The sequence below is a fragment of the Chryseobacterium sp. AG844 genome (genome assembly GCF_003182335.1).
Classification (GTDB): domain Bacteria; phylum Bacteroidota; class Bacteroidia; order Flavobacteriales; family Weeksellaceae; genus Chryseobacterium; species Chryseobacterium cupriresistens.
In genome coordinates this window covers 63,782-87,546 of record NZ_QGTV01000006.1, presented here as the reverse complement: position 1 = coordinate 87,546, position 23,765 = coordinate 63,782, and the positions used below count along the sequence as shown (strand labels likewise).

Genomic DNA, 23,765 nt, shown 5'->3' with positions numbered 1-23,765 from the left:
AACCTTTCAAGAAATTGAAAGGTTTTTTATTTTTATCAAAACTTAAAAATGCAAGAACTGTCCCTGTCTTCAAAACTGAAGTACATTTTCTCTATTCCCGTTATTATTTCTGCCCTTGGCTATTTTGTAGATATCTATGACCTCCTTTTGTTTGGTATCGTTAGAATACCCAGTTTAAAAGCTTTAGGGCTTAACCCGGATGCGGACGGAACTTTTATTCTGAACTGTCAGATGGTAGGTCTTCTTATCGGAGGGGTGTTCTGGGGAATTTTTGGAGATAAGAAAGGAAGGCTTTCCGTACTTTTTGGATCTATCTTAGTGTATTCTTTAGCCAATATTGCCTGTGGTTTTCTGCCTTATTTTCCAAAAGAGCATTTGGTATACCAATATGCTGGCTTAAGGTTTATTGCAGGTATCGGACTTGCCGGTGAGCTTGGAGCCGGAATTACACTGGTTTCTGAAAGTCTGCCGAAGAGTTTAAGAGCCATCGGGACCTCGGTTGTTGCCGGTTTTGGATTAATGGGTGCCGTTGTAGCTCAGCTAACTGTAGAGCTAGCCGGAGGATGGAATATTTCTTACATTATCGGTGGGATCATGGGAATTATGTTATTGATACTGAGAATAAGCGTATCGGAATCCGGAATTTATAAAAATCTTGAGCATAAAAACATCTCAAAAGGAAACTTTCTTTCCTTTTTTACCAATAAAGACAGACTGATAAGGTATTTGAAATGCATTGCAGTGGGATTACCTACGTGGTATTGCATAGGGATTCTGGCTGTTTTAGCCAATCAGTTTGCCCCTGAATTAGGCATAAAGGATATCAACCCCGGAAAAGCCATCATGTGGGCTTATGTAGGTATTTCTGTCGGTGACCTGTTGAGTGGTTTTATTTCCCATGCTTTAAAATCCCGTAAAATGGCCATCTTTTATATGCTGATCTTTACGCTGATCGGGGTGGCAATTATGTTATTCGGGAATACCAACACAGAAACCAGATATTACCTGTTTTGTGTATGGCTGGGATTTGGAACAGGATATTGGGCTATGTTTGTAACGTTGGCAGCAGAACAGTTCGGAACGAATATCAGAAATACGGCAACAACTACCGTTCCTAACATGGTAAGAGGTCTGGTACCGGTAATGATATTTGCTTTTGATTCTCTTAAAGGACATTTCCCGGTTGTGGAAAGTGCTGCCATAGTAGGAGTGGTGGTATTCGGGCTGGCATTTTATTCTTCACTTACCATTTCAGAAACCCACGACAGAGATCTTGAATTTACGGAATAATTTAACTTGTTTAATAAATAACATAGTGCTATTCCTTATTTTGAACATAATAATAGGGTTATTATCAATAAATTATTCAATTTTACATTAATTTTTGTTGCGAGTATTTAATATTTGTTTAACTTTGAAAGGTAACTAAAACTATATTTTTAATCAAACTAAATCTCATGAACATTATGAAAAACGCTAAAAAATTAAGAAAACAGGATCTGAAAAACATTACCGGAGGAATAAGCGGAAACCCTGATTTATCACTTTGCGGATGCAGCTGCTCAGGAGCAGTAACCGGACCTTGGTATTGTGTACAATATATTGGCTGCCCACAGGTTTATACTTGCGGGGAGATCTAAGAAATTATTTCAATTAGAAATAAACATTTCCACATTTAATATGCAGAACCCTTTTGATTTCAAAAGGGTTCTGCTCTTTTTAATGGATAATGTAAAGAAGGCTGCCGATGCTTATCGTTACCCATAGTATAATTGCCATTACCAAAGGTTTTAATCCGATTGATTTCAGCGTTTGAACAGAAAGGGTAGAACCAATCAAAAATAAGGTCAGATTCAGACCGGATTTTGCCAGAACAGTAATTGAAGTACTGAAACGGTCTAGAAAGGGGAAATAAGTATTCAAAAGGATGGCTACAATGAAATATCCGATAAACCAGGGAATCTTTATTTTGGAATCTTTACTTTTAAAAATAAACATGGTGATCAATGAAACAGGAATAATCCATAAAGCACGAGCCAGTTTAACTGTGGTGGCTATTTTCAAAGCTTCATCTCCATATTTACTGGCAGCACCCACTACAGAACTCGTATCGTGAATTCCCACTGCACACCAAAGCCCAAACTGCTCCTGTGAAAGATTCAGCAGGTGTCCTATTGCAGGGTATACAAACAAGGCAACCGAATTTAAGGTAAAAACAATAGCCAGCGCAAGAGAAATTTGTTTTGTATTAGGTTTAATGATGGGAGAAACAGCAGCAATAGCACTCCCGCCACAAATAGCAGTTCCTGCGGAGAGAAGATAAGATAAAGGTCTTTCCAGTTTAAATAATTTTCCCAGAAAATATCCTAAAACCATAACAGTGACAATACTTACAACAGTCAGCATCAAGCCTGTTTTTCCGGCATGAAGCGCTTCATCAAGCTTCAACCCGAATCCAAGACCTACTATTGAAATCTGCAGCAGTAAATGAATATAGTGATGAAGGTGTTTTTCAAAAGGGTTTCCGATAAAAACAGCCAGGGCAAATCCCATAGCAAGAGCAATTGGAGAAGATATAAAAGGTGTAAGGCATAATACAGCCAAAACAATAAAAAATACTTTCCTTGTTATTTCATTTTGAATGAAATCTTTCATAATGCGAACTTTTAAAATGAGCATCAAAAGTCCGGAATAAAGTATTACAAAGTAAATTGTATTTTGTTATATCGGATAACTAAAAGTTATATCTTTGCTTATTGCTTATTGCTTATTGCTTATTGCTTATTGCTTATTGCTTATTGCTTATTGCTTGTTATTCTGCAAACCTCAAAAAAAGTTTGATCAGTTCAGATTGTTCTCCTTTGGGAAGGATAAAATGAAAATCTCTCTCAATACTGAAGTTTTTAATATCAATCACTGTAAGGATGTTGTTTTTAAGTTCGTTAAGGATAGTGCTGATGGAAAGAAATGCCAAACATTCAGAGTGAAGAAGGTAATTTTTAATACTTTCACTGCTTCCTAACTGTATGATAGTATTCAATTCATGAATATTAATTTCCTTTTCTTTAAGCCTGTTTTGGATGAATTCCAGCGTTCCGGACCCCTGTTCCCTGAAGATAAGATCCAGCTGATAAAGATCTTTTAAGCTTAATGTTTTATGGGCAAGAGGGTGATCTGATTTTGCTGCGAGAACAATTTCATCAGGTTTAAAAGTTTTATATTCAAAATAAGAAGACTGTGATTCCCCTTCAATGATACCCAGGTCAATTTTTTCTTCTTTTAAAAGTGTTGAGATGGTTTCCGTATTTCCGGTAAGAAGCTCAATCTTAATATCTTTATAATAAGAATTGAATTTGGCTAAAATCTCCGGTAAAATATACTGTGCAACGGTTGTACTTGCCCCGATAATCAGTTTTCCCTTATGCTGCTGACTGATCTGGCTGATCTCAAATTCCATGTCTCGGTAGATATTTCTGATCTTCTCTGCATGTTCAAACAAAATCTTTCCGCTCTGGGTCAGTTGGATAGAAGTTCCTTTACGATCAAATAATTTGGCTCCTATCTGAATTTCAATCTCTTTGATATGCTTGGTAACGGCAGGTTGGGAAATATGAAGCTCCTCTGAAGCCTTCGTGAAACTTAATCGGGTAGCTACCGTATGGAAAACTTTTAATCTGTAATCGAACATGGGGTAAAATTACGAATTATAGTTGGAAATGATGAAGGGAGCGGGAGAGTTTAAGGGTAATGAGATGCGTGTCGCGAGTTTCGGGATTTCGGGTTTCGTGGTGTGGGATTCGGGATTTCAGTTTTGGTTTTTTAAGTTTAAGGGATTTTGGGTTCAAGATGTTATAAGTGAAGAACTAAGAATCAATAAAAACCAGCGTCCGCATCCAGCAATAAAATAAATAACTGTGACTCCGCACCCTGCATCCCGTAACTCGTAACCCGCACCCCGTATCTCGAAACCCCTTATAAAAAATCAGAAACAGACTTGTCCTGCTGACTTTCATATCTTCTGTTTTTTGCTTCTCCGATTTTCTGTCTTGAATAAATACTGTTATGTCCTGAAAGAAGATAAGAAACGACACACGCAATCGCTACATATACACCGCATTCTGCCCCGAATAATTCAATTCCCATCAGCATACAGGCTAAAGGCGTATTGGTGGCTCCTGCAAATACCGCTACAAAGCCCATCCCAGCCAATAACCCGAAAGGTAGAGGAATGAACAGTGATAAGGCACTGCCTAAAGTGGCTCCGATAAAGAATAAAGGAGTAACTTCTCCACCTTTGAATCCGGCCGAAAGCGTAACAATGGTAAAAATCATTTTTAGAGCAAAATCATATAGTGGAAGCTGCTTTTCAAAAGATTCCACAATTACAGGAACGCCCAGCCCGATATAACGGGTTGTTCCCATCGCAAAAACGGCAAGCGCTATAATAATTCCTCCTACCACAGGACGAAGCGGAGGGTATTTGATATTTGATTTGAAGACAGAGCCCATCCAGTGGATGATTTTACTGAATGCAGCAGCGCAGATTCCAAAAGCTATTCCTGCCAGAATGCTGTATAAAATTGGTAAGAACTCAAGTTTAGGAATAAAATCAATATGGTAATGGGTATGTTTTACATTCCAGAGATTGGTAGCCCAGTCCGCCAGAATTACAGAAGCAAATGCCGGAAAGATTGCATTGTAACGAATCCTTCCGATCAGAAAAACTTCAAGACCAAAAACGGCTCCTGCCAGCGGCGTTCCGAAAACAGAGCCAAATCCGGCAGCAATAGCAGCAATAATTAATATTTTTCTTTCATTTCGGTCAAGTTTAAAAGGTTTGGTGAGCTGATCTGCGATAGCACCTGCCATCTGAAGAGCTGTTCCTTCACGGCCGGCAGAGCCTCCGAAGAAATGCGTTGCAATTGTTCCCAGATAGACAAAAGGAGCCATTTTAAAAGGAATTATTCCCTTGGGTTCATGGATGGTATCAATCAACAGATTATTTCCAGCCTCCACATCTTTTCCGAAATAATAATAAAGAAGTCCTATCAGAAATCCTGCAGCAGGAAGTAAAGCAATCAGCCAGAGATGATTTTCTCTGAAGTTTGTTGCCCATTCTAAAGACTGAAGAAATCCTGCAGAAGCGGTTCCTACCAACACACCAATGATGATACTGATACACAGCCATTTTAAAATATAAGGAATTGCTGGAAATTTTCTGAAGAAAAGATGAGTATGGAAAATTGCTTTTTTCGCTAATGTTCTTTGACTTTTTGACATAATAATCCTGATTAGTTATTTGTTAATAATCTTTTAATCAGGCGTCATCAGCTTTTATAAAGCGGTTGGGTAAGGAAGAACACCATTTCCTTTTGAGGGTACAAATATATGAATTATGTTAAAAAGATAAAAGATAAAAGATAAAAGATAAAAGATAAAAGATAAAAGATAAAAGATCTTATTGTTAAAATTCAATAGGGGTGGGCTTTAGCCCAGCCAAATAAATTTTAAATCCCATTGGCTTTAGCCCAAACTTAAAAATAACCATAGCTTTAATATACCGGATAATGCATCGCCTTATTGATTTCAATCGGGTTATTATATTTTCTGATAACCTCCTGCATGCTTTTGGTCTGGGTATTCAGTTCATCAACATTATGAATTTCCTTTCCGTTGATATTAATTCTAAGGTCATTATTGGATTTGCTGATATTATTTCTTTCAAAAGCAAAAGGATCATTATAAAATTCCATAAGCAGCTTATGTTTTTGCTTTTCGTTAATAGGAATTGCTTTATTACCAAAGCTGGATTCCAGGAAATCTGAAGTAGAGGAGACTTCCGGAAGTTCTCTGCTTTTAACGAGCGTATAAAGGAAATTTTTCTTAGCATCTGATAGCTCAAAGATTAAACCGGGTAATCCACGCAGTTTGAATGGCCCTTCATTAAATGGAATGTCTTTACAGAACCAGCCCGTCCAGCTTCTCCCTCCAAATTTTGCAGTTGCTTTTTGTAAAGTATAGTTTTCTACCTTTTTAATCTCATCAGCAATCGTCCAATTGATCTTATCCGTTGTTTTAAATGTGTAATATCCATTTTTAATGTTGATGAAATTTTCATTATCAAAAGAATTGATCTTTCTCTTAACCACCTGTCCGGTCATATCCGTATAGCTGAAGTTCGTTCCGAATTTTTTATTCAGTGAGTCTCTGATAGCGAGATCTTTTCCATAGAATTTTACTTCCTTCGGGGTGAAATCCAGGATCATATTCACTTTTTCATATCCAGCCTCGGTAGAATCCATTTTATACTGAAGCTCATAAATAAACCGGTGTGTCTGAGACTGCACCAAAGCTATTACAAGCAATGCTGTTAAAGTAAAAAAACTTTTCATATCATGTGATTGGTCGTTTTTTGTTACTGGTTTCCCAAAACCTTAAACCTTAAATATCGCAATATCGCATCCCGAAACCTGCTCTTACAAAAAAGGTTTCATTTCATCTTCAATCTGCGTTCTCAGCTCCATCAGGCGTTTGGCATACATTTCAAGCTGTTTTTCTTCCTCTGTTTCCGGTGTCCATTTTGGAACAGGGAGTTTTTTTCCATTTTCATCCACCGCTACAAATACGATAATACAATGTGTTTTCTTCTCAAAGTTGGGCTGTTTTAAATTTCTTGAAAAAACATTGATGGCAATATGCATGCTTGAAGTTCCGGTATAGATCACCTGAGCGTCTACTTTTACTACTTCACCGATTTTAATAGGATCATAAAAACGGATTCCGCCCACATAAACAGTGACAGAATAATTACCACTCCAGGTTGTCGCGCATGCATAACCGGCCTGGTCAATCCATTTCATAACACTTCCTCCATGTACATTTCCTCCGTAATTAACATCTGAAGGCTCCGAAATAAACTGAAAAGTAATAGGCTTGTTCTGCATCTTTATAAAATTTGAATAAAGTTATTTAATAATTTCCAAAGTTTTAGATTAAATCCTACTTTTGAAAGACGAAACTTTCAATGAAAGAGAATTTTAACCCATAACAGATTTAGAACCCGTAATGAAGAAAGTATTTTATCTCAATACATGCGATACATGCAGAAAAATTTTAGCCCAATTTGACCTTACAGACTGGGAACTCCGTGAAATTAAAAAAGAACCAATTACAAAAGAGGAATTGGCGGAAATGCATAAAAAAACAAAGTCATACGAAGCATTATTCAGTAAAAAATCTACTCAGATCAAACTGAGAGGTCTGGATGTAAAATCATTAACAGAAAAAGATTTTAAAGAATTGCTGCTGGACCATTATACTTTCCTGAAAAGACCTGTATTTGTTACCGATAAAGAGATTTTCGTGGGTAATGACAAAAAAAATGTTGAAGAACTGCAGAAGTTCTTTGGCGTAAATGAATAAATTTAACTGGAAACTAATTTTGCAAATAATAAACCTTATAGGTTTTTAAAACCTATAAGGTTTGGATATAAACCCAAAAGAGGCTGTGAACAAATCACAGCCTCTTTTTTGCTATTTTTTTCAATTATACAAAAGGAGCTTTCACCACTATTGCAGGAATGTTCTTGTTTCTTACCTGAATAAAGATTTCAGATCCTAATTTGAAGTGAGGTTTGTCTACGTAAGCAAGACCTAATCCTACTTTTTTCATTGGAGACTGTGTTCCGGAAGTTACTTTTCCGATCACGTTTCCTTCAGCATCCACCACAGGATAGTCATGTCTTGGAACTCCTTTATCTGTCAGTTCGAAACCTACTAGTTTTCTTGTAACTCCTTCCTCTTTTTGTTTTGCGAAAACATCTTTAGAAACGAAGTCTTTATCAAATTTAGTGATCCACCCTAAACCGGCTTCAATTGGAGACGTTGTATCATCAATATCATTTCCGTACAGGCAGAATCCTTTTTCTAATCTTAAAGTGTCTCTGGCAGCCAATCCGCAAGGAATGATCCCTTCTTCTTTACCAGCTTCCATTACGGCATCCCAAAGTTTTTCAGCACTTTCGTTATTGAAATAAATCTCAAAACCACCGCTTCCTGTGTATCCTGTGTTTGAAATAATCACATCATTTTCTCCGGCAACGGTTCCTACTGTAAAATGATAGTAAGGAATTTCTGAAAGATTTACGTCTGTAAGTTTTTGAAGAATTTCAGTAGCTTTAGGCCCCTGAACTGCCAATAATGACATCTCATCAGAAGCATTGGTCATTTTAGCCCCGAAAGTATTGTATTTTGAAATATGATTCCAGTCTTTGTCGATGTTGGATGCGTTTACTACTACAAAATATTTGTCATCTTCCATTTTGTAAACGATAAGGTCATCTACAATTCCGCCGTTTTCGTTCGGAAGGCAGGAATATTGAGCTTTTCCGTTTTCAAGTGCATCTACATTATTGGTAGTTACATACTGCAAAAGGTCTTTTGAACCCGGCCCTTCGATGAAAAACTGTCCCATGTGGGAAACATCAAATAATCCTGCTTTTTCTCTTACTGCAAAATGCTCCTCTGTAACCCCTGAATATTGAACAGGCATTTCAAAACCTGCGAAAGGTACGATCTTAGCTCCCAAAGAAACATGTTTGTCGTACAAGGCTGTTTTCTTCATATTTAATTTTTATTTCTTTATTTTAAAACTGTTAAAAGTCTCATTGAATAGGGTCATATAGTTTCCGTTCCAGTATTTCTGGCCGCAATTAATGGAAACCAAATATAAGTTTTTATCTTTTTGAAAAGCTTTGGTTACCCAGAACAGCTTCTCTTTTTCATCGAAATGCTCATAGAAATATTCTGTATATCCTTTCTGGCTCTTTTTTTCTTTTACTTTATCCTCCGGGTCTTGTGATTGATAAAGTGCCAGCATAAATTTTTTTACTTCCGCTTTGGGAAGGGGAAGATCATGATATTCCGAAATGGTAATTGCCCCTATCTGGCTGGTAGGGAAAATATTAACAATTTCACTGTCGTTGGTAGATTTCCAGCCTTCAGGAACAGTAATAGAATAATTGGAATTTTCATAGACCTTTGCTTTTTGGGCAAAAAACAGACTTCCCGTCAAAAGTGCAGAAAAAAGCAATATTTTTTTCATCGTTAAAAATGGTGTTTATATTCTTCGAGGATGATTTTGAACCATTCTGTAAAGTTTTCAGGATGTTTGGAAATTTCCTTATCCAGATCTTCCATGGAAATGAATCTTACTTCTTCCACTTCTTCTTTATTTAAATTGAAATCAGTTTCATGATTTCCCACAAATACATGATCCAGCTCGTGCTCCCAAAGACCACCGCCTACATCTGCTTTGTAAATAAAATGGAATTTTTCTGAAAGTTCTGCTTCAATTCCCAGTTCTTCCTTTAGTCTGCGTACCGCTCCTTGCTGATAAGTTTCCCCGTCACGCGGGTGCGAGCATACGGCATTGGTCCATTGGTTAGGAGAATGATATTTTCCTGAAGCCCTTTTCTGAAGAAGCATTTCCCCTTTACTGTTGAAAAGAAATACAGAAAAAGCACGGTGTAACAGGCCATTGATGTGAGCCTGCTGCTTTTCCATCAGCCCTAAAACCTCATCTTCAGGATTTACTAAAACAACAAATTCTTCCATTCCTACAAATGTAAGAGTAATAAATGTATTTTGGAAATTTTTAGATAAACATCATGCTTTTTGTAATCATAGCAATGAAATTGAGGAAGTCAGAAAAGACTGGCAGGTAAATTTGTCCATTCACTGAGTAGTTGCTTTCAGATCTCCACTTTATGATGTAAAAATAAATGTGAAATGAAAATTTTTAACTAATTCGGCTTGAATGGTTGATAAAATATTGATATTATTCTTTGAAAACCAGTTTTTATAGTAAAATATTAATATAAAGCAAGATTAATATGCCTGATAATGGTAAAAACGCTAACTTTGTTTTTTAATATTTAGTAATGGAATTAGAATACATTGAACACATTAGTCCTATTCTAAAGGATGGAATAAAAAATTACTTAATAGATATCGACGGAACCATTACTGATGACGTTCCCAATGAAGAGCCGGAAAGAATGGTTACCTGCGAACCCTACCCTGATGCTCTGGAAACGATCAACAGATGGTATGACGAAGGACATCAGATCTGCTTTTTTACTTCAAGAACCGAAAATCTGAAACAAATTACGATCGACTGGCTGGATAAGCATGGCTTCAAATACCACAGCGTGCTTTGCGGAAAACCAAGAGGAGGAAATTATCACTGGATAGACAACCATCTGGTAAGAGCTACAAGATACAAAGGAAGATTTACGGATTTGGTAGAAAAACAAGTGACCATTGAGGTATTCAAAGAAGACGGCGAATAAAAATATAATTCAAAGATTTAAAAATTAAATGTGAACCAGTACCTTTAATTTTTAAATCTTTCATTTTTTAATATACTTGAAATTTTATGAAAGTTTTAGCAAACGACGGCCTGGATCAATCTGGAATAGATGCATTGACAGAAAAAGGCTTTGAGGTGATTACTACAAAAGTTCCCCAGGAATTTTTAGTAGATTATATTAATGAGCACAAAATCCGCACATTATTGGTGAGAAGTGCCACACAGGTAAGAAAAGATATTATTGATGGATGTCCGTCTATCGACATTATTGGAAGAGGAGGTGTTGGTATGGATAATATTGACGTAGATTATGCAAGGGAAAAAGGGATTCATGTGATCAACACTCCTTCAGCATCATCGGAATCTGTGGCTGAGCTTGTTTTCGCTCATTTATTTTCCGGGGCGAGATTTCTTCAGGATTCTAACAGAAAAATGCCTGTTGTAGGAGATACTGAATTTGCAGGTCTTAAAAAAGCATATGCTGCAGGTATCGAACTGAGAGGAAAAACCATCGGTATTGTAGGAATGGGAAGAATCGGCCAGGAAGTGGCAAGAATTGCTTTAGGACTTGGGATGAGAGTGATTGCCGCTGATAATAACGTCGGAAGAGCAAGTATCAAAGTGAAATTTTACAATAACCAGTTCATCAATGTTGATATCGAAACAGAGCCGTTACAGGATGTTTTAAAACATTCGGACTTCATTACTTTACACGTTCCTGCACAGAAGGACGGTTATATGATCGGGAAGGATGAGTTTGAAATAATGAAAGACGGAGTGGCTGTGGTAAACTGTTCAAGAGGTGGAGTTATTGATGAAGCAGCTTTAATTCAGGCTTTGGATTCAGGTAAAGTACGATTTGCCGGTTTGGATGTTTTCATTAATGAACCAACACCATCAAAAGAAATCCTTACGCATTCTAAAATTTCTCTTACCCCTCACACGGGAGCATCTACTCTTGAAGCACAGGATAGAATCGGGCTTTCCCTGGCAGAGCAGATTTCAAGTATCTTACAGATTCAATAAGTTGAAATGATATCATAAATGAAAGTACCTCAATTTAGAGTGCACCCAAAAGTTTAGACAAAATCAAATAATCTTTTGATAATAAAGAGTTCGATATTCTATCGGACTCTTTCCTTTTTAAATTAAGTCTTATTCTGTCATTATTATAATAGTATAATCGCAAATTCCCAACGCCATAATCGACTTTCCCAAGGTCTTAATTTTTGAGCAATACAAAGAAAAATAAAAGCATCCTGATGGATGGTTTTTCATTTCAATGCCATTTAAATACTACTGAAATACTCATTAAAAAATCTTTCTTAATTACAATATGGAATTTAGTAAAAAAATTACAATCTTTATTTTTAACTATACAAAGTAACTAGAAAAAAGCAACTTAACATAAAAAATAATTCCTTTGTAGTTTGATTTATTTTAATATTTTTGAAATGAGTTCTTAAAAACAATAACTAACATTAAAAACACTTTATTATGAAAAAATTAATTTTATTAGCTGCCTTCGGTGTAGCTGGACTTGTTAACGCTAAAGGCAATGACGCTGGAAAAATGATCAAAACTGTTGAAAGCACTGAAACTGTAACGGTTCAAAAAACCGTTGTATATCAAGAGTGTAGTGTTGTTGTTACTTATTGGTCTGGTGGCCAAATAGTAGGGCAAGAAACGATAACATCAGATCAGCCAGATTTACAGAGTTGCCAAAACTTCCAAACAGGAGTTAAAGTCGCTTTATGGGCAGCTGGTTTCTGGCTAAGTTAATTAAGTTGATTTAATGCTTCTAACCCTTTCAGCAGATGTTGAAAGGGTTATGATTTTAAAAAAGATAATTTATGAAAAAGATACTTTTATTACCCTCAATTTTAATTTGTGGGTTTTATTTCACTCAACAAGTCCATGTAAAATATCTAAGAGTATTATCCTCTTTTACAACAACACATGAAGACCTGTATATAAAAAATAATCAAGTGTTGTCAATCCAAGATTCAATTATCATTAATAATAAATTAACAGACTCTTGGACTTTGGGTGTGAATTTAGATAATGGTAAAAAACCAGCAAAACAATACTTTGTTTCTGATTTAGATAAAAATAATGAAGCGGAAAGAAACTTCTTTTTCACTTCTAATGTAGATAGTAGAGAGTTTTTTATTTACGACAAAGTTCCACAACCAAAATGGAATATTGAAGAAAAAGAAACCAAAACAATAGCTGGTTACAAGTGCCAAAAAGCGACAACGATCTTTAGAGGTTCAAAGGTAACTGCTTATTTTACTAAAGATTTACCCTACTCTGCGGGACCATTCAAATTTTATGGCCTTCCAGGATTAATTCTTGATATTAGAGTAGATAATAAAGATTATGACATATGGAAAGCTGAGTCGGTAGATGTAAATGATAATTCAAACATTGCTTTTAAACCTGAATTCTTAAAAAAAGAAAAAATTAGTTTAAAGGATTATGTTGCAGCAAAAGAAGCTCATATGAATAAAATATTTGCTAAGCTTTCAGATGCATTGCCAAAAAACTATAAAGCCAGAGTGACTACAAATCAAAGGTTTTCTGTAGAGCAAAAATATGAATGGGAAGAGAAACTATCTGAATAAAATGAAAGCACCTCTAGAGTAGACCTGAGGTGCTTTTTTATTTTTAAACTGTTGTTTAAAAGATTAGATATTTTTGCTTTTCAGCAAATCTCTGATCTCCATCAGTAATTTTTGATCTTCTGTAGGTCCGGCAGGAGCAGGAGCCTCTTTCTTGTTCACTTTGTTAGCCAGTTTGATGATCCAGAAGAGAACCATTGCAATACAAAGGAAACTGATTACTGCTGAAAGGAAGTTTCCATAGGCAACACCATTCCATGTAAGTTTTGCAATGTTTTCTGCGCCGGCGGCTTTCAATGCCGGGTTGAGTATAAGAGGAGTGATTACATCTTCCACTAATGAGGAAACAATTTTACCAAATGCTGCCCCAATGATCACACCGACAGCAAGATCGAGAACATTGCCCTTAAAGGCAAACTCTTTAAATTCTTTTACAAATCCCATAATTTATATTTTTTTAATTAGTATATACACAAAAATATAATTAAAAAATGTAAAAAACACTACGTTTAATCGTTTTTTATTTCCAAAATATTGAAATTTAAGCTCATTTCCTGCTAACAGTTTTAATGAATATTTCAGCATTTTAACAATACATTATTTCATTAATGATGACTTTTTATTTTTATTAATGACGTGATATCATAATGAAAAATCTTTTGTAATTTGCTTAAAAGTTTGTTTCATCTATGAAAATTTTTACCGCAGAACAGATACGCAGCTGGGATCAGTTTACAATTTCCCATGAGCCGGTTTCTTCTATTCAATTAATGGAAAGAGCTTCAATGGCTGCTGCTCATTGGATTTCGGAACACTGTAAAAACCATAAAAAACTGGCTGTATTTTGTGGTAACGGAAATAACGGAGGTGACGGCCTGGCTGTCGCAAGGCTACTTTATCTGAAAGGTTTTGATTTGGATGTATTTGTAAGCGATTCCAAAAGGAAATTTTCAGAAGATGCTTCTGTTAACCTGAAAAGACTCCGCGATTTGTCGGGAATTACCGTCAGAAAATTTGATCCCGAAGAACACTATAATTTTGATGATAAAACAATTATTATCGATGCTCTTTTCGGAACGGGATTATCCAGGCCGTTGGAAGGTGATTATAAAAGGCTTGTTGAACAATTGAACAGCAAAAAAAATAGTAAGATATCCATCGATATTCCTTCGGGATTATCAGCAGATGAAATGTTTGATAATAATCCGGTTATTCTGAAAGCTGATTATACACTGACCTTTCAATGTTGGAAAAGAACCTTCCTTCATCCTGAAACAGGGAAATATACCGGAAAAGTAGTACAGCTGGATATTGATTTAAGCAAAATATACACAGATACAACTGATTCTGATTACTCTGTAATTGATGATCAGCTGGTGGGATCGATATTCATTCCGAGACAGGAATTTTCTCATAAAGGCAGTTATGGTAAGGCTGCCATCATAGGAGGAAGCTATGGAAAAATAGGAGCAGCAGTGCTGGCAACACGATCAGCTCTCAAAACCGGAGCAGGGCTGACCTTTACACTCGCTCCGGAATGCGGATACAATATTTTACAGACTTCATGCCCTGAAGCAATGTTTATAAAAGGAGGGGAGCAGTTTATCACAAATTTTGAAATGGACAAAGATGTTACCTGTGGTGCAGGTCCTGGTTTGGGAACGCATTCCGGTACAGAGAAAGGCTTTTTGAGTTTTCTTAAAAACTATTCTCAGCCATTGGTTCTGGATGCAGATGCATTGAATATTATTTCAAATGATCCAAAAAATTTGAAACTCATTCCCAAAAAATCAATCATAACTCCTCATCCGAAAGAGTTTGAAAGACTTTTCGGAAGTACAGATAATTCTTTTGAAAGACTTGAACTGGCAAGGAAAAAGGCAAAAGAACTTGATCTTTACATTGTTCTTAAAGATCACCATACCCAGGTTGTTACTCCGGAGGGAAAAGTATTCTATAATATAACCGGAAATGCAGGTCTTGCCAAAGGAGGAAGCGGAGATATTCTTACCGGAATTCTCACTTCGCTTCTGGCTCAGAAATATTCTGAAGAGGAAACCTGTATTCTTGGGGTATGGCTGCATGGCAGAGCGGCCGATATTGCTTCAGAAAAACATTCAAAAGAATCGATGCTGCCCACTGATGTCATTGATGCCTTTGGGTCTGTTTTTGAAGAACTGAACAGGAAAGTGGAGAGAAATCTGTAAGTAAACAGTTAATAAAAAAGGCAAATCTGTATTTCTACAAATTTGCCTTTTTATTTTTCAGTTTAAATGGTTTATTCCGGCTTCTCGTTTTCTGCCTCAGTGATCTTGAATTTCTTAGAAACAATCATGATGACAACTCCTGCAATCATAAACGGAATCGAAAGAACCTGACCTGTATTCAGCCCGCCAATCTGGATGAATTCATCTCCCTGTGGCTCTTTAAGGAATTCAACAAAGAATCTGATCGCCCAAAGGATGATAAAGAATAAACCAAATAACCATCCTTGCTGATATTTTTTATCTGTTTTTCTATAAAGTACCCATAGTAAAATGAAAAGAAGAACATATCCTACCGCTTCAAATAACTGGCTTGGGTAACGGGGTACAGTAAGACCATACTCACTGCTTTGTTGTGGGAAAAGCAAAGCAAACGGAGAATTCGGGTCCGCTGGTTTACCAACGATTTCAGAATTGAAAAAATTCCCCATTCTTACAAACGCTCCTCCTAAAGCTACGACAATACCTAGTCTGTCATATACCCAAAAAGGGTTTTTCTTAATGATTTTAAATGAATAATAAAGCGTGGTGAAAATCAGGGCAATTGTAGCACCATGGCTCGCCAGTCCTGAAAAACCTGTGAATTTTAAACCGTTTTTTGTACTTATCGGTAAAAATACACTCCAGAAATCCTCTTTAAATAGTTCCGGCTGATAAAAGATAACATGTCCTAATCTTGCTCCCAGAATAGTCCCGATCAGTGTCCATGTGAACAGAGGTTCAAGGTATTTCTGGTTCACATTATCAATCTTAAAGATTCTCGTCATTAAAACATACCCGAATCCAAAGGCAAAAACAAACATCAAACTATAAAAGTGAAGCGTAAATGATCCGATGTGAATACCTTTTGATGGATCCCATATTTTAAATGAAGTCTTAAGTTCTACTTTATCAGAATCAGTAATAGGTTTTACAGACTTTACTGCATATTTAAAAGTGGTGATATTTTCTTTGGTAACACCAGTATCAATCAACTTAAAGTTTTTATCAAAAAACTGATACTTGGAATCCTTATACTTTGCTAAAGTGGAAGCCCCATAATTGTAATAAGCAGGTTCAAAATTGGATTCATTAAGAATCACAACGAAAGACTGGTTCTTGTCTGATTCTCTGTCCGGAAAAGCTGTAAGGTCTCCCATTTCTGTGGTAGAATAGATTTTTACAGGAACATTGCTTCCATTGATATCTAAAGTTCCGTCAGATAAACCTCCAGGGTATTCCTGTGCAAAAAGAAGCTGCGTGGTGAACGCAAACAGCACAAGATAAATTCTGAAAAAGATAGTATTCATTTTTCTATTGATTTAATAGTTTGATTATTGACATTTATGTTTGGGTGGAACAGGATCATAACCGCTTCCTCCCCAGGGGTGGCATCTTAAAATTCTTTTAAATCCCAGCCAGAAACCTTTAAAAACACCATGCACCTGAAGCGACTCGATCATATAGTGAGAGCAGGTAGGTTCGTAACGGCAGTTTTTGGGAAGTAAGGGCGAGATGAACCATTGGTAAAATTTGATCAAAATTACCAGTGGAAATGTAATGATTTTATTGAATGTAAGTTTCAAAACAATGCAAAAATAGGTTAAAAAAATGAAAATTAGTTTAATTTTGTTATAAGTTTCGGAGATCGGAAATCCGGGACATTGATCTTAAAAAATAGAATTACTTTGAATCAAAATATCCCATTAGCTGAAAAATTAAGACCCAAAACCCTAAACGATGTTCTGGGGCAGGAGCATCTTACCGGCGACAAAGGAACAATCAGAAAGATGATTGAAAACAATACCCTGAATTCGCTGATATTCTGGGGTCCTCCGGGAACGGGGAAAACAACACTCGCTGAAATTATCTCTGAGCAGTCGGGGAGAAAGTTTTATAAACTTTCTGCAGTTTCTTCCGGGGTGAAAGATGTGCGTGATGTCATTGAGGATGCCAAGAAGCAGAATTTGTTTTCCGGAAAATCACCGATTTTGTTTATTGACGAGATTCACAGGTTTAATAAGTCGCAGCAGGATTCATTATTGCATGCGGTAGAAAAAGGCTGGATTGTTTTGATTGGCGCCACCACGGAGAATCCAAGCTTTGAGGTGGTTTCAGCATTGCTTTCAAGAAGCCAGGTCTATGTTTTAAAAGCTTTGAGCTATGAAAAACTGGAAGAACTGATTGATATCGCATCAGAAAGATACAATAAAGATGAAGGAACAGATTTTAAAATCCTTGAAAAAGAAGCTTTCATTCAGTATTCCGGTGGTGATGCCAGAAAACTGATCAATTCCGTAGAACTGGTTTTGAACCAATATAAAAATTCGGGTACAACGGAAATCCTGAATTCTGATGTTCTTGAAGTTCTCCAGGAAACGATGGCTTTGTATGATAAAAACGGAGAGCAGCATTATGATATCATCTCAGCCTTCATCAAATCTATGCGTGGAGGTGATCCGAACGGAGCGGTGTATTGGCTGGCAAGAATGATTGCCGGGGGAGAAGATATCAAGTTTATCGCAAGGAGAATGCTTATTCTTGCTGCTGAAGATGTAGGGTTGGCGAATCCTAACGCTTTGGTGGTTGCCAACAACTGTTTTCAGGCGATCAATGTGATCGGGAATCCTGAAGCAAGGATTATATTAAGCGAAACAGCGGTATATCTTGCGGTTTCCCCTAAGAGTAATTCTGCGTATATGGCGATTAATGAAGCGTTGGCTCTGGTAAAGCAGACCGGAAATCTGCCTGTACCTCTTCATTTGAGAAATGCACCAACAAAATTGATGAAAGACCTTGATTACGGAAAAGAATACAAATATGCCCATTCTTACGAAGGAAACTTTGTGGAACAGGATTTTCTTCCGGAAGAAATCAGGAATGTGAAATTATATGAGCCTGGTAATAATGCTACAGAAAAGAAGATTTACGAGGAGCTTAAGAAAAAATGGAACAATAAATATTAAAATAAAAAAGGATGCTGTTTTCAGCATCCTTTCTATATTATTCAAGTTATTCAGTAGTGTAAATAAATAATGTTTTCTTACCGTTGTAATCTTTTGTTTCAGTTCTTTTCTTGATTTCAGGATATATCATTGTGCTGGTATCTGCAAATTCATATCCTTCAATAAATACAGGGTTATCTGCCGGAATATTGTATTGTGCATTCATATTGGATAATGCCATTCTGTCAAGTACGTTTTCTCCGTTTTTAAACATATATTCAGTTACGCCTTTTGTAAAAACAGAACTGTATTTTTTTAAGCTTTGGGGAAGACTCGCTGGAGTATTGTATACTTTAGAAACCTGTAATACGTTCTTTTTTGTATTGAATAATTCTACTGTCCCAATGGCATTGTCAGCCACTGCAAACTTTACAGCAGGATTTTTTTGCTGAGCCAATAAAGTAGCAGAGGATAGAAATAAAAAAGAATAGAATAGTTTTTTCATAATTGGAATATGTAACTGTTAAAAACGTGATAAATATAGTTATTTTTTATAAAATCTTAATAAAATATTGAATTGTTTTACATTCTATTTATAAATAAAAACTTTTTTTCTGATTATCAGTCTGCGCTTTCATCTTTTTTATCCTTTTTATCTACCATATTTCTGATCATATTTTTCAGTCGCTGGAAAGTAAAAGAGCTTAGTAATAAAATAACTCCGAGAACAATAAAGGCGCTGATTCTTGAAATATTATCCATTTGCCATACATCATAACCATAAAGTTTCAATACCATCAGGCCTACCAATGCAAAGCCGATCTTGTTATATTCCTGAATATTCTTTTTCAACCCGGTATAAATAAAAATACTGGCAAGAATTGTCCATATAACAGGAAGATAAAGAATATTGAAATGTTCACTTGCTTTATAAGAATGGGAAAGATCATTGGAAACCATTAAAATATAAAAATGATGCAGCTCGCAGCTTACAGAAATGATTAGTGCCAGAGCCTGTATCCAGTAAGAAATCTTTTGCTTGTTAAACGCTGAAGCAGGAATAATTCTGTATCCTATATATATAAAAGGAATCCATTGCAGAAGATGAAGGAAATAAAAGCTTAAATGGAGCTTTTTTGTTAAGACAGCGGTCACAACCGGAAGAGTCGAAACCGATGTATTTATTACGATCAGGAAGAAAAACAGATAAATCAGTAGGTTTTGAACATCATTTCTGATGCTCAGCAGTTTCCTGAAAAGCAATAAAATAAAAATATAATAAATGCTGAATAAAAACCCTGTGCTGGTAATGGCTGACCATGGCATTTCCGAAATATGATAAGTGATTTCAAGAAGAAAAGTAATATAGATAACCCCATAACTGATCACGGTAATAAGATCTTCAAAAAAGTTATTGCTTTTTTCCTGTGCCTCTTTCACTGTGTTCCTTAGCAAATACAGATTAATCATGATGGAAACAATAGTAAAGGAACTGGTGATAAACGGAGGATTGAATATGATATTGAAATCTTTTGTTCCAAAATATTCAGTCCAGGTTATAAGCTGGGCGATCATCACCAATGGAAACAGGATATAAAAGAAGGTTTTGAAAATCTTATGACCTGTTTTTTTCCAGATAAAAAGAAGCAGGGTGGTTTCTATGGCCCAGATACTGGTGATGAGATGCGTTTTAAACTGAATAGCAACCGCAATGGTTATAAGGCTGGTAACAAGCCCTGCAAATACAGAATAAGCTACCTCAAAACTTTTTCGTGTATATTCTCTGAAAAGTAAAATAGTGTTGACGGCAGCAAAAATAAGCGGAAAAACAATCGGGGTTTCATATTTTAATGTATCAAAAATGTAAAGAAGCCCCAGAATACTTGAAAAATTAGCGAAAGCAAGTATTAAAATATCAGAGGTTGAAAGGATATTTCTTCTGAAGTAATCGTACAGACCAAAAATATAGAAAATTGCATAACTGATCAGATAAAAAGTAATGCTTAAAAGCTCCGGGCTTTCATGGGTCCAGAATAAAAGGTAGCCTGTTGTAAAAATATAAGCTGTCCATCCCACACTTTTCCAGTGCTGCAGAAAAGAGGCAGCCAGCATTCCTGTATTTAAAAGAGTAATATAAATAAAAAGGAAAAGATAATTACTTTGTCCTGTACTGATCATGAAAGGAGCTGCAAAACCTCCTATCAGTGAAAAGATAATCAATACTTCACTTTTATAGTAATAGGACAGGATGATAGAAGCTGCGGTAATCAGTGCTGTTATGATAAAAGCAGTATTTTGGGTAAACAGATGATATTCACGAAAGGCAATGGTTGCTGTGAAATACAGAACAGCAACACCGCCTCCTGTAATGATGGAAGAAAAAGCCTGATAATTTTTTCTGAGAAAATGCCCGGTGATGATGATTCCTGCTCCGGTACAAAAACCGATTCCCGCTCTTGCTGCTTCGCCGATCCAGTTTTTATCAATGGCATATTTTACAAAATAACCAATTCCGAGAACAAGGGTAAAAATTCCGATAATGGTAAGTGCATTTTGTTTTAAAAAATCAGAAACAGGAGCAAGCCAGTCTTTTTGAACTGGTGTTGAGGTTTTTTCACTTTTTTCACGGTATGGTATATCTTCCTGCTGAACCTGTTGAGGTACCTCTTGTTGCGGAATCAAACTGTTTTCCGTTGAGGTTGTCTTATGAATTATTTCTGTCTGAGCCTGAGCAGTCTTGTTGATCTTATTATGAAGATCTGAAATCTCCTTTTCCAATTTTCTGATTTTGCTGTTCAGATTATTGAAAATGACGAAGATAATTATAAGGATGATAACTGCAACAAACTCATTCATTTCATTAGTTTTTATCAAATATAAAGAAATGTTTCAAATGCTATTTAAAAATTAACCCATCGCGTTATAAGCGATGGGTTAAATGGTATAGATAACTAACAATATGTTTTACTAGTTCGATACTTTGTAAATGTAGAATGACGCAATACTGGATCCTAATAATCCTGCCGTGATAACACCGGAATCTACAAGTCCGAAAGAAACTTTGTCACCCGCCTGGAATGAATACAAAGAATTGATGCTGGAATCGGAAAGTGTTAAGTTAACTGCTAATGCAAGATTAACTCCACTGAATGGACGTGTGTCTATCAAAGTGGTTACTGCAGATCTGGTTCTTGCGATAGCGATACCGGGAGATCCTGACAATAAAGAAGCCTGTAAACCTGTACCATATCTGAACGCAAATCCAACAGCATATACTCCGGTTGATGGAATATTATAAGAACCATCAGCATTGGTAAATAACGCCGCAGTTCCTATCGTTCTGTCGGCTTGTACAAAGCTGACAGGCTGAAAATCAGCAGGTAAAACCCCTAAATTCAGAAGGGTTATACCAGTTGTTTTTTTCGCAGAATATACAGAAGTGTTGGTTCCGGCAGCTGCACTTAGCAATGACGGGTCAACTGAGAATACCTGGGTAGTTCCCTGGTTAACAGCTAAAATCTGATATCCAGGTAGGGCTGTAGCGGCAGGGGTATCACGAACTTTCAAAGTTCCATTAACATCTAGGGTTGCAGATGGGTTGGCTGTATTGATACCAACCTGTGAGAATAATGGTAACGCTGCACATGCTAACATTAAGCTGTAAAGTTTAGTTTTCATGATCAAGATTTTTAAATTAGTTGCTAAGCAAATATACAACAAAAATTATACCCTGCATTGTGAAATCTTTAAAATTAACATTATTATGATGTAATATATTTAAACATATGTTTATATTTTAGTTAATATTTAGACATAATTTGGTTACGACTTATTATATTTATTTTTAATTTAATATGTTGTTTATCAGTGTTTTGGTAAAAGATAATTCTCCCTGTTGTGTGGGTTATTTATTGGTTTAAACAGAAGGGTGCTATTCATAGAATTTATCATAAAAGTTTTTTTGAATTTAATATTTCTCAAATGAATAAAAAAAACACTGCCGTAACGACAGTGTTTTTGAACAGATTTATTTGTTTTCCTAGCTTTCCAATAGGAATTCTTTATAATTCCCAAGAAAATCTACATTAGCGTTGATTGATTCAAGCTCTTTGAGTGCATTTTCATGCAAAACCTCCCTCCATGGTCCTTCCACATTGATAAAAAAGAAATAATTTCCCAAACCTGTTTTTAAGGTTCTGGATTCTATTTTACTAAGGTTCATTTTTCTCCATGCAAAAACCGATAGAACCTGATGTAAACCTCCGGGATGATCTTCCGGAAGCGTGATGAGCATTCCTGATTTCTCACCCAGTATTTCCAGTTGATCATTTTGATATTGGTTCTGTTCTTTGGAAATAATGATAAACCGGGTATGGTTTTGTTCAAAATCCTGAATATTACGGTTCACAATTTTTAAGCCATATAAATTGGCAGCAAACTGATTGGCTACTGCAGCAATAGGAGTCTCCGGGTTTTCAGAAACAAATTTTGCGGCCGCTGCAGTGGAGGAAAAATCCTGTTTCGGAATCTCTTTGTAATGAGTGTCCAGAAAATGGAAGCTCTGTGCAAGAGCCTGTGGGTGAGAATATATTCTTTCGATATTCTCAATAGAATTTTCCGGATGAATCATCAGATGATGCGCAATAGGCATTACTGCTTCTGCTTCTATCTTAATAGACGGAGTCTTATATAAATAATCCAGCGTCATCGATACGGTTCCTTCGATTGAGTTTTCCAAAGGTACTACTGCTTTTACTACCTCTCCGTTTTCAACGGCATTAAAACAATCCAGTATGCTGGCTTGCGGTACTATTTCGTCATCAGGGAAAAGCTGTGCTGTAGCAAGCTGGGTAAAACTGGCATGAGGTCCCAAAAATGCAATCTTCATAATATAATATATAGGGGATGATTAAAATAATGGTACAAAGGTGCGAATTAATTCATAAACATAGAGGGGGTAGAGTTTAAAGTGTAATGTTTTTAGTTGCGAGTTACAGGTTACGAGTTGCGGGTTTATTTTGTGACCGGATAATTTGAGATAGATATTTTAACACTATTGAAAATTCACCATTCACCTTTATAAAACCTCTACCCAATATTTCGTAGGGTATCTCCCTAATTCCTGCAACCTACTACTTGCTACCTATCATTTCCAGTTCTTCTCAATCAGTTCCATCAGAAAATCCGGACACCTGATCACTTTGTTGGTTTTTGCATCCAGAAAGAATAGAGTAGTGGAAGCTTCTGTTATTTTAATATGCTCTTCATTGTAGATTTCATATTCAAATTCGATCCTTACCCCCGGAATTTTTTTAACATAAGTATGGATTTCTAATTTTTGATCATACAACGCAGGGCGGATATATTTAATTTTGTAGTCCGAAACGGGAAGCCAAATTCCTTGGTTTTCAATTTCATCGTATGAAATTCCTATGCTTCTGAAGAGTTCAACTCTCGCTACTTCGAAGTACGTTGCATAGTTTCCATAGTATACGTATTTCATCGGATCTGTTTCTGCGTAACGTACTCGTATTGAGTGTGTTGTGTGTATCATTTTAGGCGTTAAATTATACATACAAAT

The 23,765-nt window shown here is 36.1% G+C and carries 25 protein-coding genes and 1 riboswitch; of the genes, 9 read left to right on the top strand and 16 right to left on the bottom strand.

All coding sequences use genetic code 11. The features are described 5' to 3' along the window. The first annotated feature begins 48 nt into the window (after positions 1-48). On the top strand, positions 49-1,290 hold the full coding sequence (locus tag DEU40_RS08220) for an MFS transporter (protein WP_110009397.1): 1,242 nt from the start codon (positions 49-51) through the stop codon (positions 1,288-1,290). A 167-nt stretch (positions 1,291-1,457) separates the two neighbouring features. Next, complete coding sequence (locus tag DEU40_RS08215; RefSeq protein ID WP_110009396.1) at positions 1,458-1,640, top strand: hypothetical protein; 183 nt, start codon at positions 1,458-1,460, stop codon at positions 1,638-1,640. Positions 1,641-1,719: 79 nt separating this feature from the next. On the opposite strand, the gene DEU40_RS08210 is transcribed toward DEU40_RS08215, so the two are convergent. The 5 genes from DEU40_RS08210 to DEU40_RS08185 all read right to left on the bottom strand — a co-directional run bounded on the left by DEU40_RS08210 (position 1,720) and on the right by DEU40_RS08185 (position 6,944). Next, positions 1,720-2,655, bottom strand: a complete 936-nt coding sequence (locus tag DEU40_RS08210; RefSeq protein ID WP_110009395.1) for a YeiH family protein — start codon at positions 2,653-2,655, stop codon at positions 1,720-1,722. Between the two features lie 157 nt (positions 2,656-2,812). Beyond that, on the bottom strand, positions 2,813-3,688 hold the full coding sequence (locus DEU40_RS08205) for a LysR family transcriptional regulator (protein ID WP_110009394.1): 876 nt from the start codon (positions 3,686-3,688) through the stop codon (positions 2,813-2,815). A 284-nt stretch (positions 3,689-3,972) separates the two neighbouring features. Beyond that, positions 3,973-5,280, bottom strand: coding sequence for a voltage-gated chloride channel family protein (locus tag DEU40_RS08195; protein WP_181397947.1), 1,308 nt, complete (start codon positions 5,278-5,280; stop codon positions 3,973-3,975). Positions 5,281-5,311: 31 nt separating this feature from the next. Further along, positions 5,312-5,379, bottom strand: a riboswitch (Fluoride riboswitch). A 173-nt stretch (positions 5,380-5,552) separates the two neighbouring features. Next, positions 5,553-6,392 carry a GLPGLI family protein gene (locus tag DEU40_RS08190; protein ID WP_110009392.1) on the bottom strand — a complete coding sequence of 280 codons (840 nt, stop codon included), beginning with the start codon at positions 6,390-6,392 and terminating at the stop codon, positions 5,553-5,555. Positions 6,393-6,476: 84 nt separating this feature from the next. Next, the gene (locus DEU40_RS08185; protein ID WP_002980508.1) at positions 6,477-6,944 is read right to left on the bottom strand and encodes an acyl-CoA thioesterase; all 468 of its coding nucleotides are present in this window, start codon (positions 6,942-6,944) and stop codon (positions 6,477-6,479) included. Between the two features lie 121 nt (positions 6,945-7,065). Here DEU40_RS08185 and DEU40_RS08180 point away from each other — a divergent pair, with 121 nt between their 5' ends. Further along, a complete protein-coding gene (locus DEU40_RS08180; RefSeq protein WP_110009391.1) occupies positions 7,066-7,422 on the top strand; it encodes an arsenate reductase family protein in 357 nt (118 codons plus the stop codon). A gap of 124 nt (positions 7,423-7,546) precedes the next feature. Here DEU40_RS08180 and gcvT read toward each other — a convergent pair whose 3' ends face one another. Genes gcvT through idi form a run of 3 tightly spaced genes read right to left on the bottom strand, consistent with a single transcriptional unit; the run spans position 7,547 to position 9,615 of the window. Continuing rightward, positions 7,547-8,623, bottom strand: a complete 1,077-nt coding sequence (gene gcvT / locus DEU40_RS08175) for a glycine cleavage system aminomethyltransferase GcvT (RefSeq protein WP_110009390.1) — start codon at positions 8,621-8,623, stop codon at positions 7,547-7,549. Between the two features lie 9 nt (positions 8,624-8,632). Beyond that, a complete protein-coding gene (locus DEU40_RS08170; protein WP_110009389.1) occupies positions 8,633-9,103 on the bottom strand; it encodes a hypothetical protein in 471 nt (156 codons plus the stop codon). 2 nt (positions 9,104-9,105) lie between these two features. Then, positions 9,106-9,615: an isopentenyl-diphosphate Delta-isomerase gene (gene idi, locus DEU40_RS08165; RefSeq protein WP_110009388.1), complete on the bottom strand. Its 510-nt coding sequence runs from the start codon at positions 9,613-9,615 to the stop codon at positions 9,106-9,108. Between the two features lie 326 nt (positions 9,616-9,941). On the opposite strand from idi, the gene DEU40_RS08160 reads away from it, so the two are divergent. The 4 genes from DEU40_RS08160 (at position 9,942) to DEU40_RS08145 (ending at position 12,999) form a co-directional block, all read left to right on the top strand. Further along, positions 9,942-10,352, top strand: a complete 411-nt coding sequence (locus DEU40_RS08160) for a phosphoheptose isomerase (protein ID WP_002980498.1) — start codon at positions 9,942-9,944, stop codon at positions 10,350-10,352. An 86-nt stretch (positions 10,353-10,438) separates the two neighbouring features. Continuing rightward, positions 10,439-11,398, top strand: a complete 960-nt coding sequence (locus DEU40_RS08155; protein ID WP_110009387.1) for a D-2-hydroxyacid dehydrogenase — start codon at positions 10,439-10,441, stop codon at positions 11,396-11,398. A 471-nt stretch (positions 11,399-11,869) separates the two neighbouring features. Then, positions 11,870-12,154 carry a hypothetical protein gene (locus DEU40_RS08150; protein WP_110009386.1) on the top strand — a complete coding sequence of 95 codons (285 nt, stop codon included), beginning with the start codon at positions 11,870-11,872 and terminating at the stop codon, positions 12,152-12,154. 71 nt (positions 12,155-12,225) lie between these two features. Continuing rightward, positions 12,226-12,999, top strand: a complete 774-nt coding sequence (locus tag DEU40_RS08145; protein WP_110009385.1) for a GLPGLI family protein — start codon at positions 12,226-12,228, stop codon at positions 12,997-12,999. Between the two features lie 63 nt (positions 13,000-13,062). On the opposite strand, the gene mscL is transcribed toward DEU40_RS08145, so the two are convergent. Then, positions 13,063-13,440 carry a large conductance mechanosensitive channel protein MscL gene (gene mscL, locus DEU40_RS08140; protein ID WP_110009384.1) on the bottom strand — a complete coding sequence of 126 codons (378 nt, stop codon included), beginning with the start codon at positions 13,438-13,440 and terminating at the stop codon, positions 13,063-13,065. Between the two features lie 245 nt (positions 13,441-13,685). Here mscL and DEU40_RS08135 point away from each other — a divergent pair, with 245 nt between their 5' ends. Then, a complete protein-coding gene (locus tag DEU40_RS08135) occupies positions 13,686-15,203 on the top strand; it encodes an NAD(P)H-hydrate dehydratase (protein ID WP_110009383.1) in 1,518 nt (505 codons plus the stop codon). Positions 15,204-15,274: 71 nt separating this feature from the next. On the opposite strand, the gene lgt is transcribed toward DEU40_RS08135, so the two are convergent. Continuing rightward, positions 15,275-16,123: a prolipoprotein diacylglyceryl transferase gene (gene lgt / locus DEU40_RS08130; RefSeq protein WP_110009495.1), complete on the bottom strand. Its 849-nt coding sequence runs from the start codon at positions 16,121-16,123 to the stop codon at positions 15,275-15,277. Positions 16,124-16,573: 450 nt separating this feature from the next. Continuing rightward, entirely contained in the window at positions 16,574-16,825 is a 252-nt protein-coding gene (gene yidD, locus DEU40_RS08125) for a membrane protein insertion efficiency factor YidD (RefSeq protein ID WP_034695943.1), read from the bottom strand. A gap of 102 nt (positions 16,826-16,927) precedes the next feature. Here yidD and DEU40_RS08120 point away from each other — a divergent pair, with 102 nt between their 5' ends. Then, a complete protein-coding gene (locus tag DEU40_RS08120) occupies positions 16,928-18,205 on the top strand; it encodes a replication-associated recombination protein A (protein WP_110009494.1) in 1,278 nt (425 codons plus the stop codon). A gap of 46 nt (positions 18,206-18,251) precedes the next feature. Here the strand turns inward: DEU40_RS08120 and DEU40_RS08115 are convergent, their stop codons facing one another. The 5 genes from DEU40_RS08115 to DEU40_RS08095 all read right to left on the bottom strand — a co-directional run bounded on the left by DEU40_RS08115 (position 18,252) and on the right by DEU40_RS08095 (position 23,738). After that, positions 18,252-18,689 (bottom strand): hypothetical protein, encoded by a 438-nt coding sequence (locus DEU40_RS08115; protein WP_110009382.1) that lies wholly within the window; start codon positions 18,687-18,689, stop codon positions 18,252-18,254. Positions 18,690-18,805: 116 nt separating this feature from the next. After that, positions 18,806-21,040 (bottom strand): DUF2339 domain-containing protein, encoded by a 2,235-nt coding sequence (locus tag DEU40_RS08110; RefSeq protein WP_110009381.1) that lies wholly within the window; start codon positions 21,038-21,040, stop codon positions 18,806-18,808. Positions 21,041-21,151: 111 nt separating this feature from the next. Then, positions 21,152-21,862 (bottom strand): hypothetical protein, encoded by a 711-nt coding sequence (locus tag DEU40_RS08105; protein ID WP_110009380.1) that lies wholly within the window; start codon positions 21,860-21,862, stop codon positions 21,152-21,154. A 361-nt stretch (positions 21,863-22,223) separates the two neighbouring features. Beyond that, complete coding sequence (gene pheA / locus DEU40_RS08100) at positions 22,224-23,072, bottom strand: prephenate dehydratase (RefSeq protein ID WP_110009379.1); 849 nt, start codon at positions 23,070-23,072, stop codon at positions 22,224-22,226. 258 nt (positions 23,073-23,330) lie between these two features. After that, positions 23,331-23,738 (bottom strand): acyl-CoA thioesterase, encoded by a 408-nt coding sequence (locus tag DEU40_RS08095; RefSeq protein WP_110009378.1) that lies wholly within the window; start codon positions 23,736-23,738, stop codon positions 23,331-23,333. Positions 23,739-23,765 lie beyond the last annotated feature (27 nt).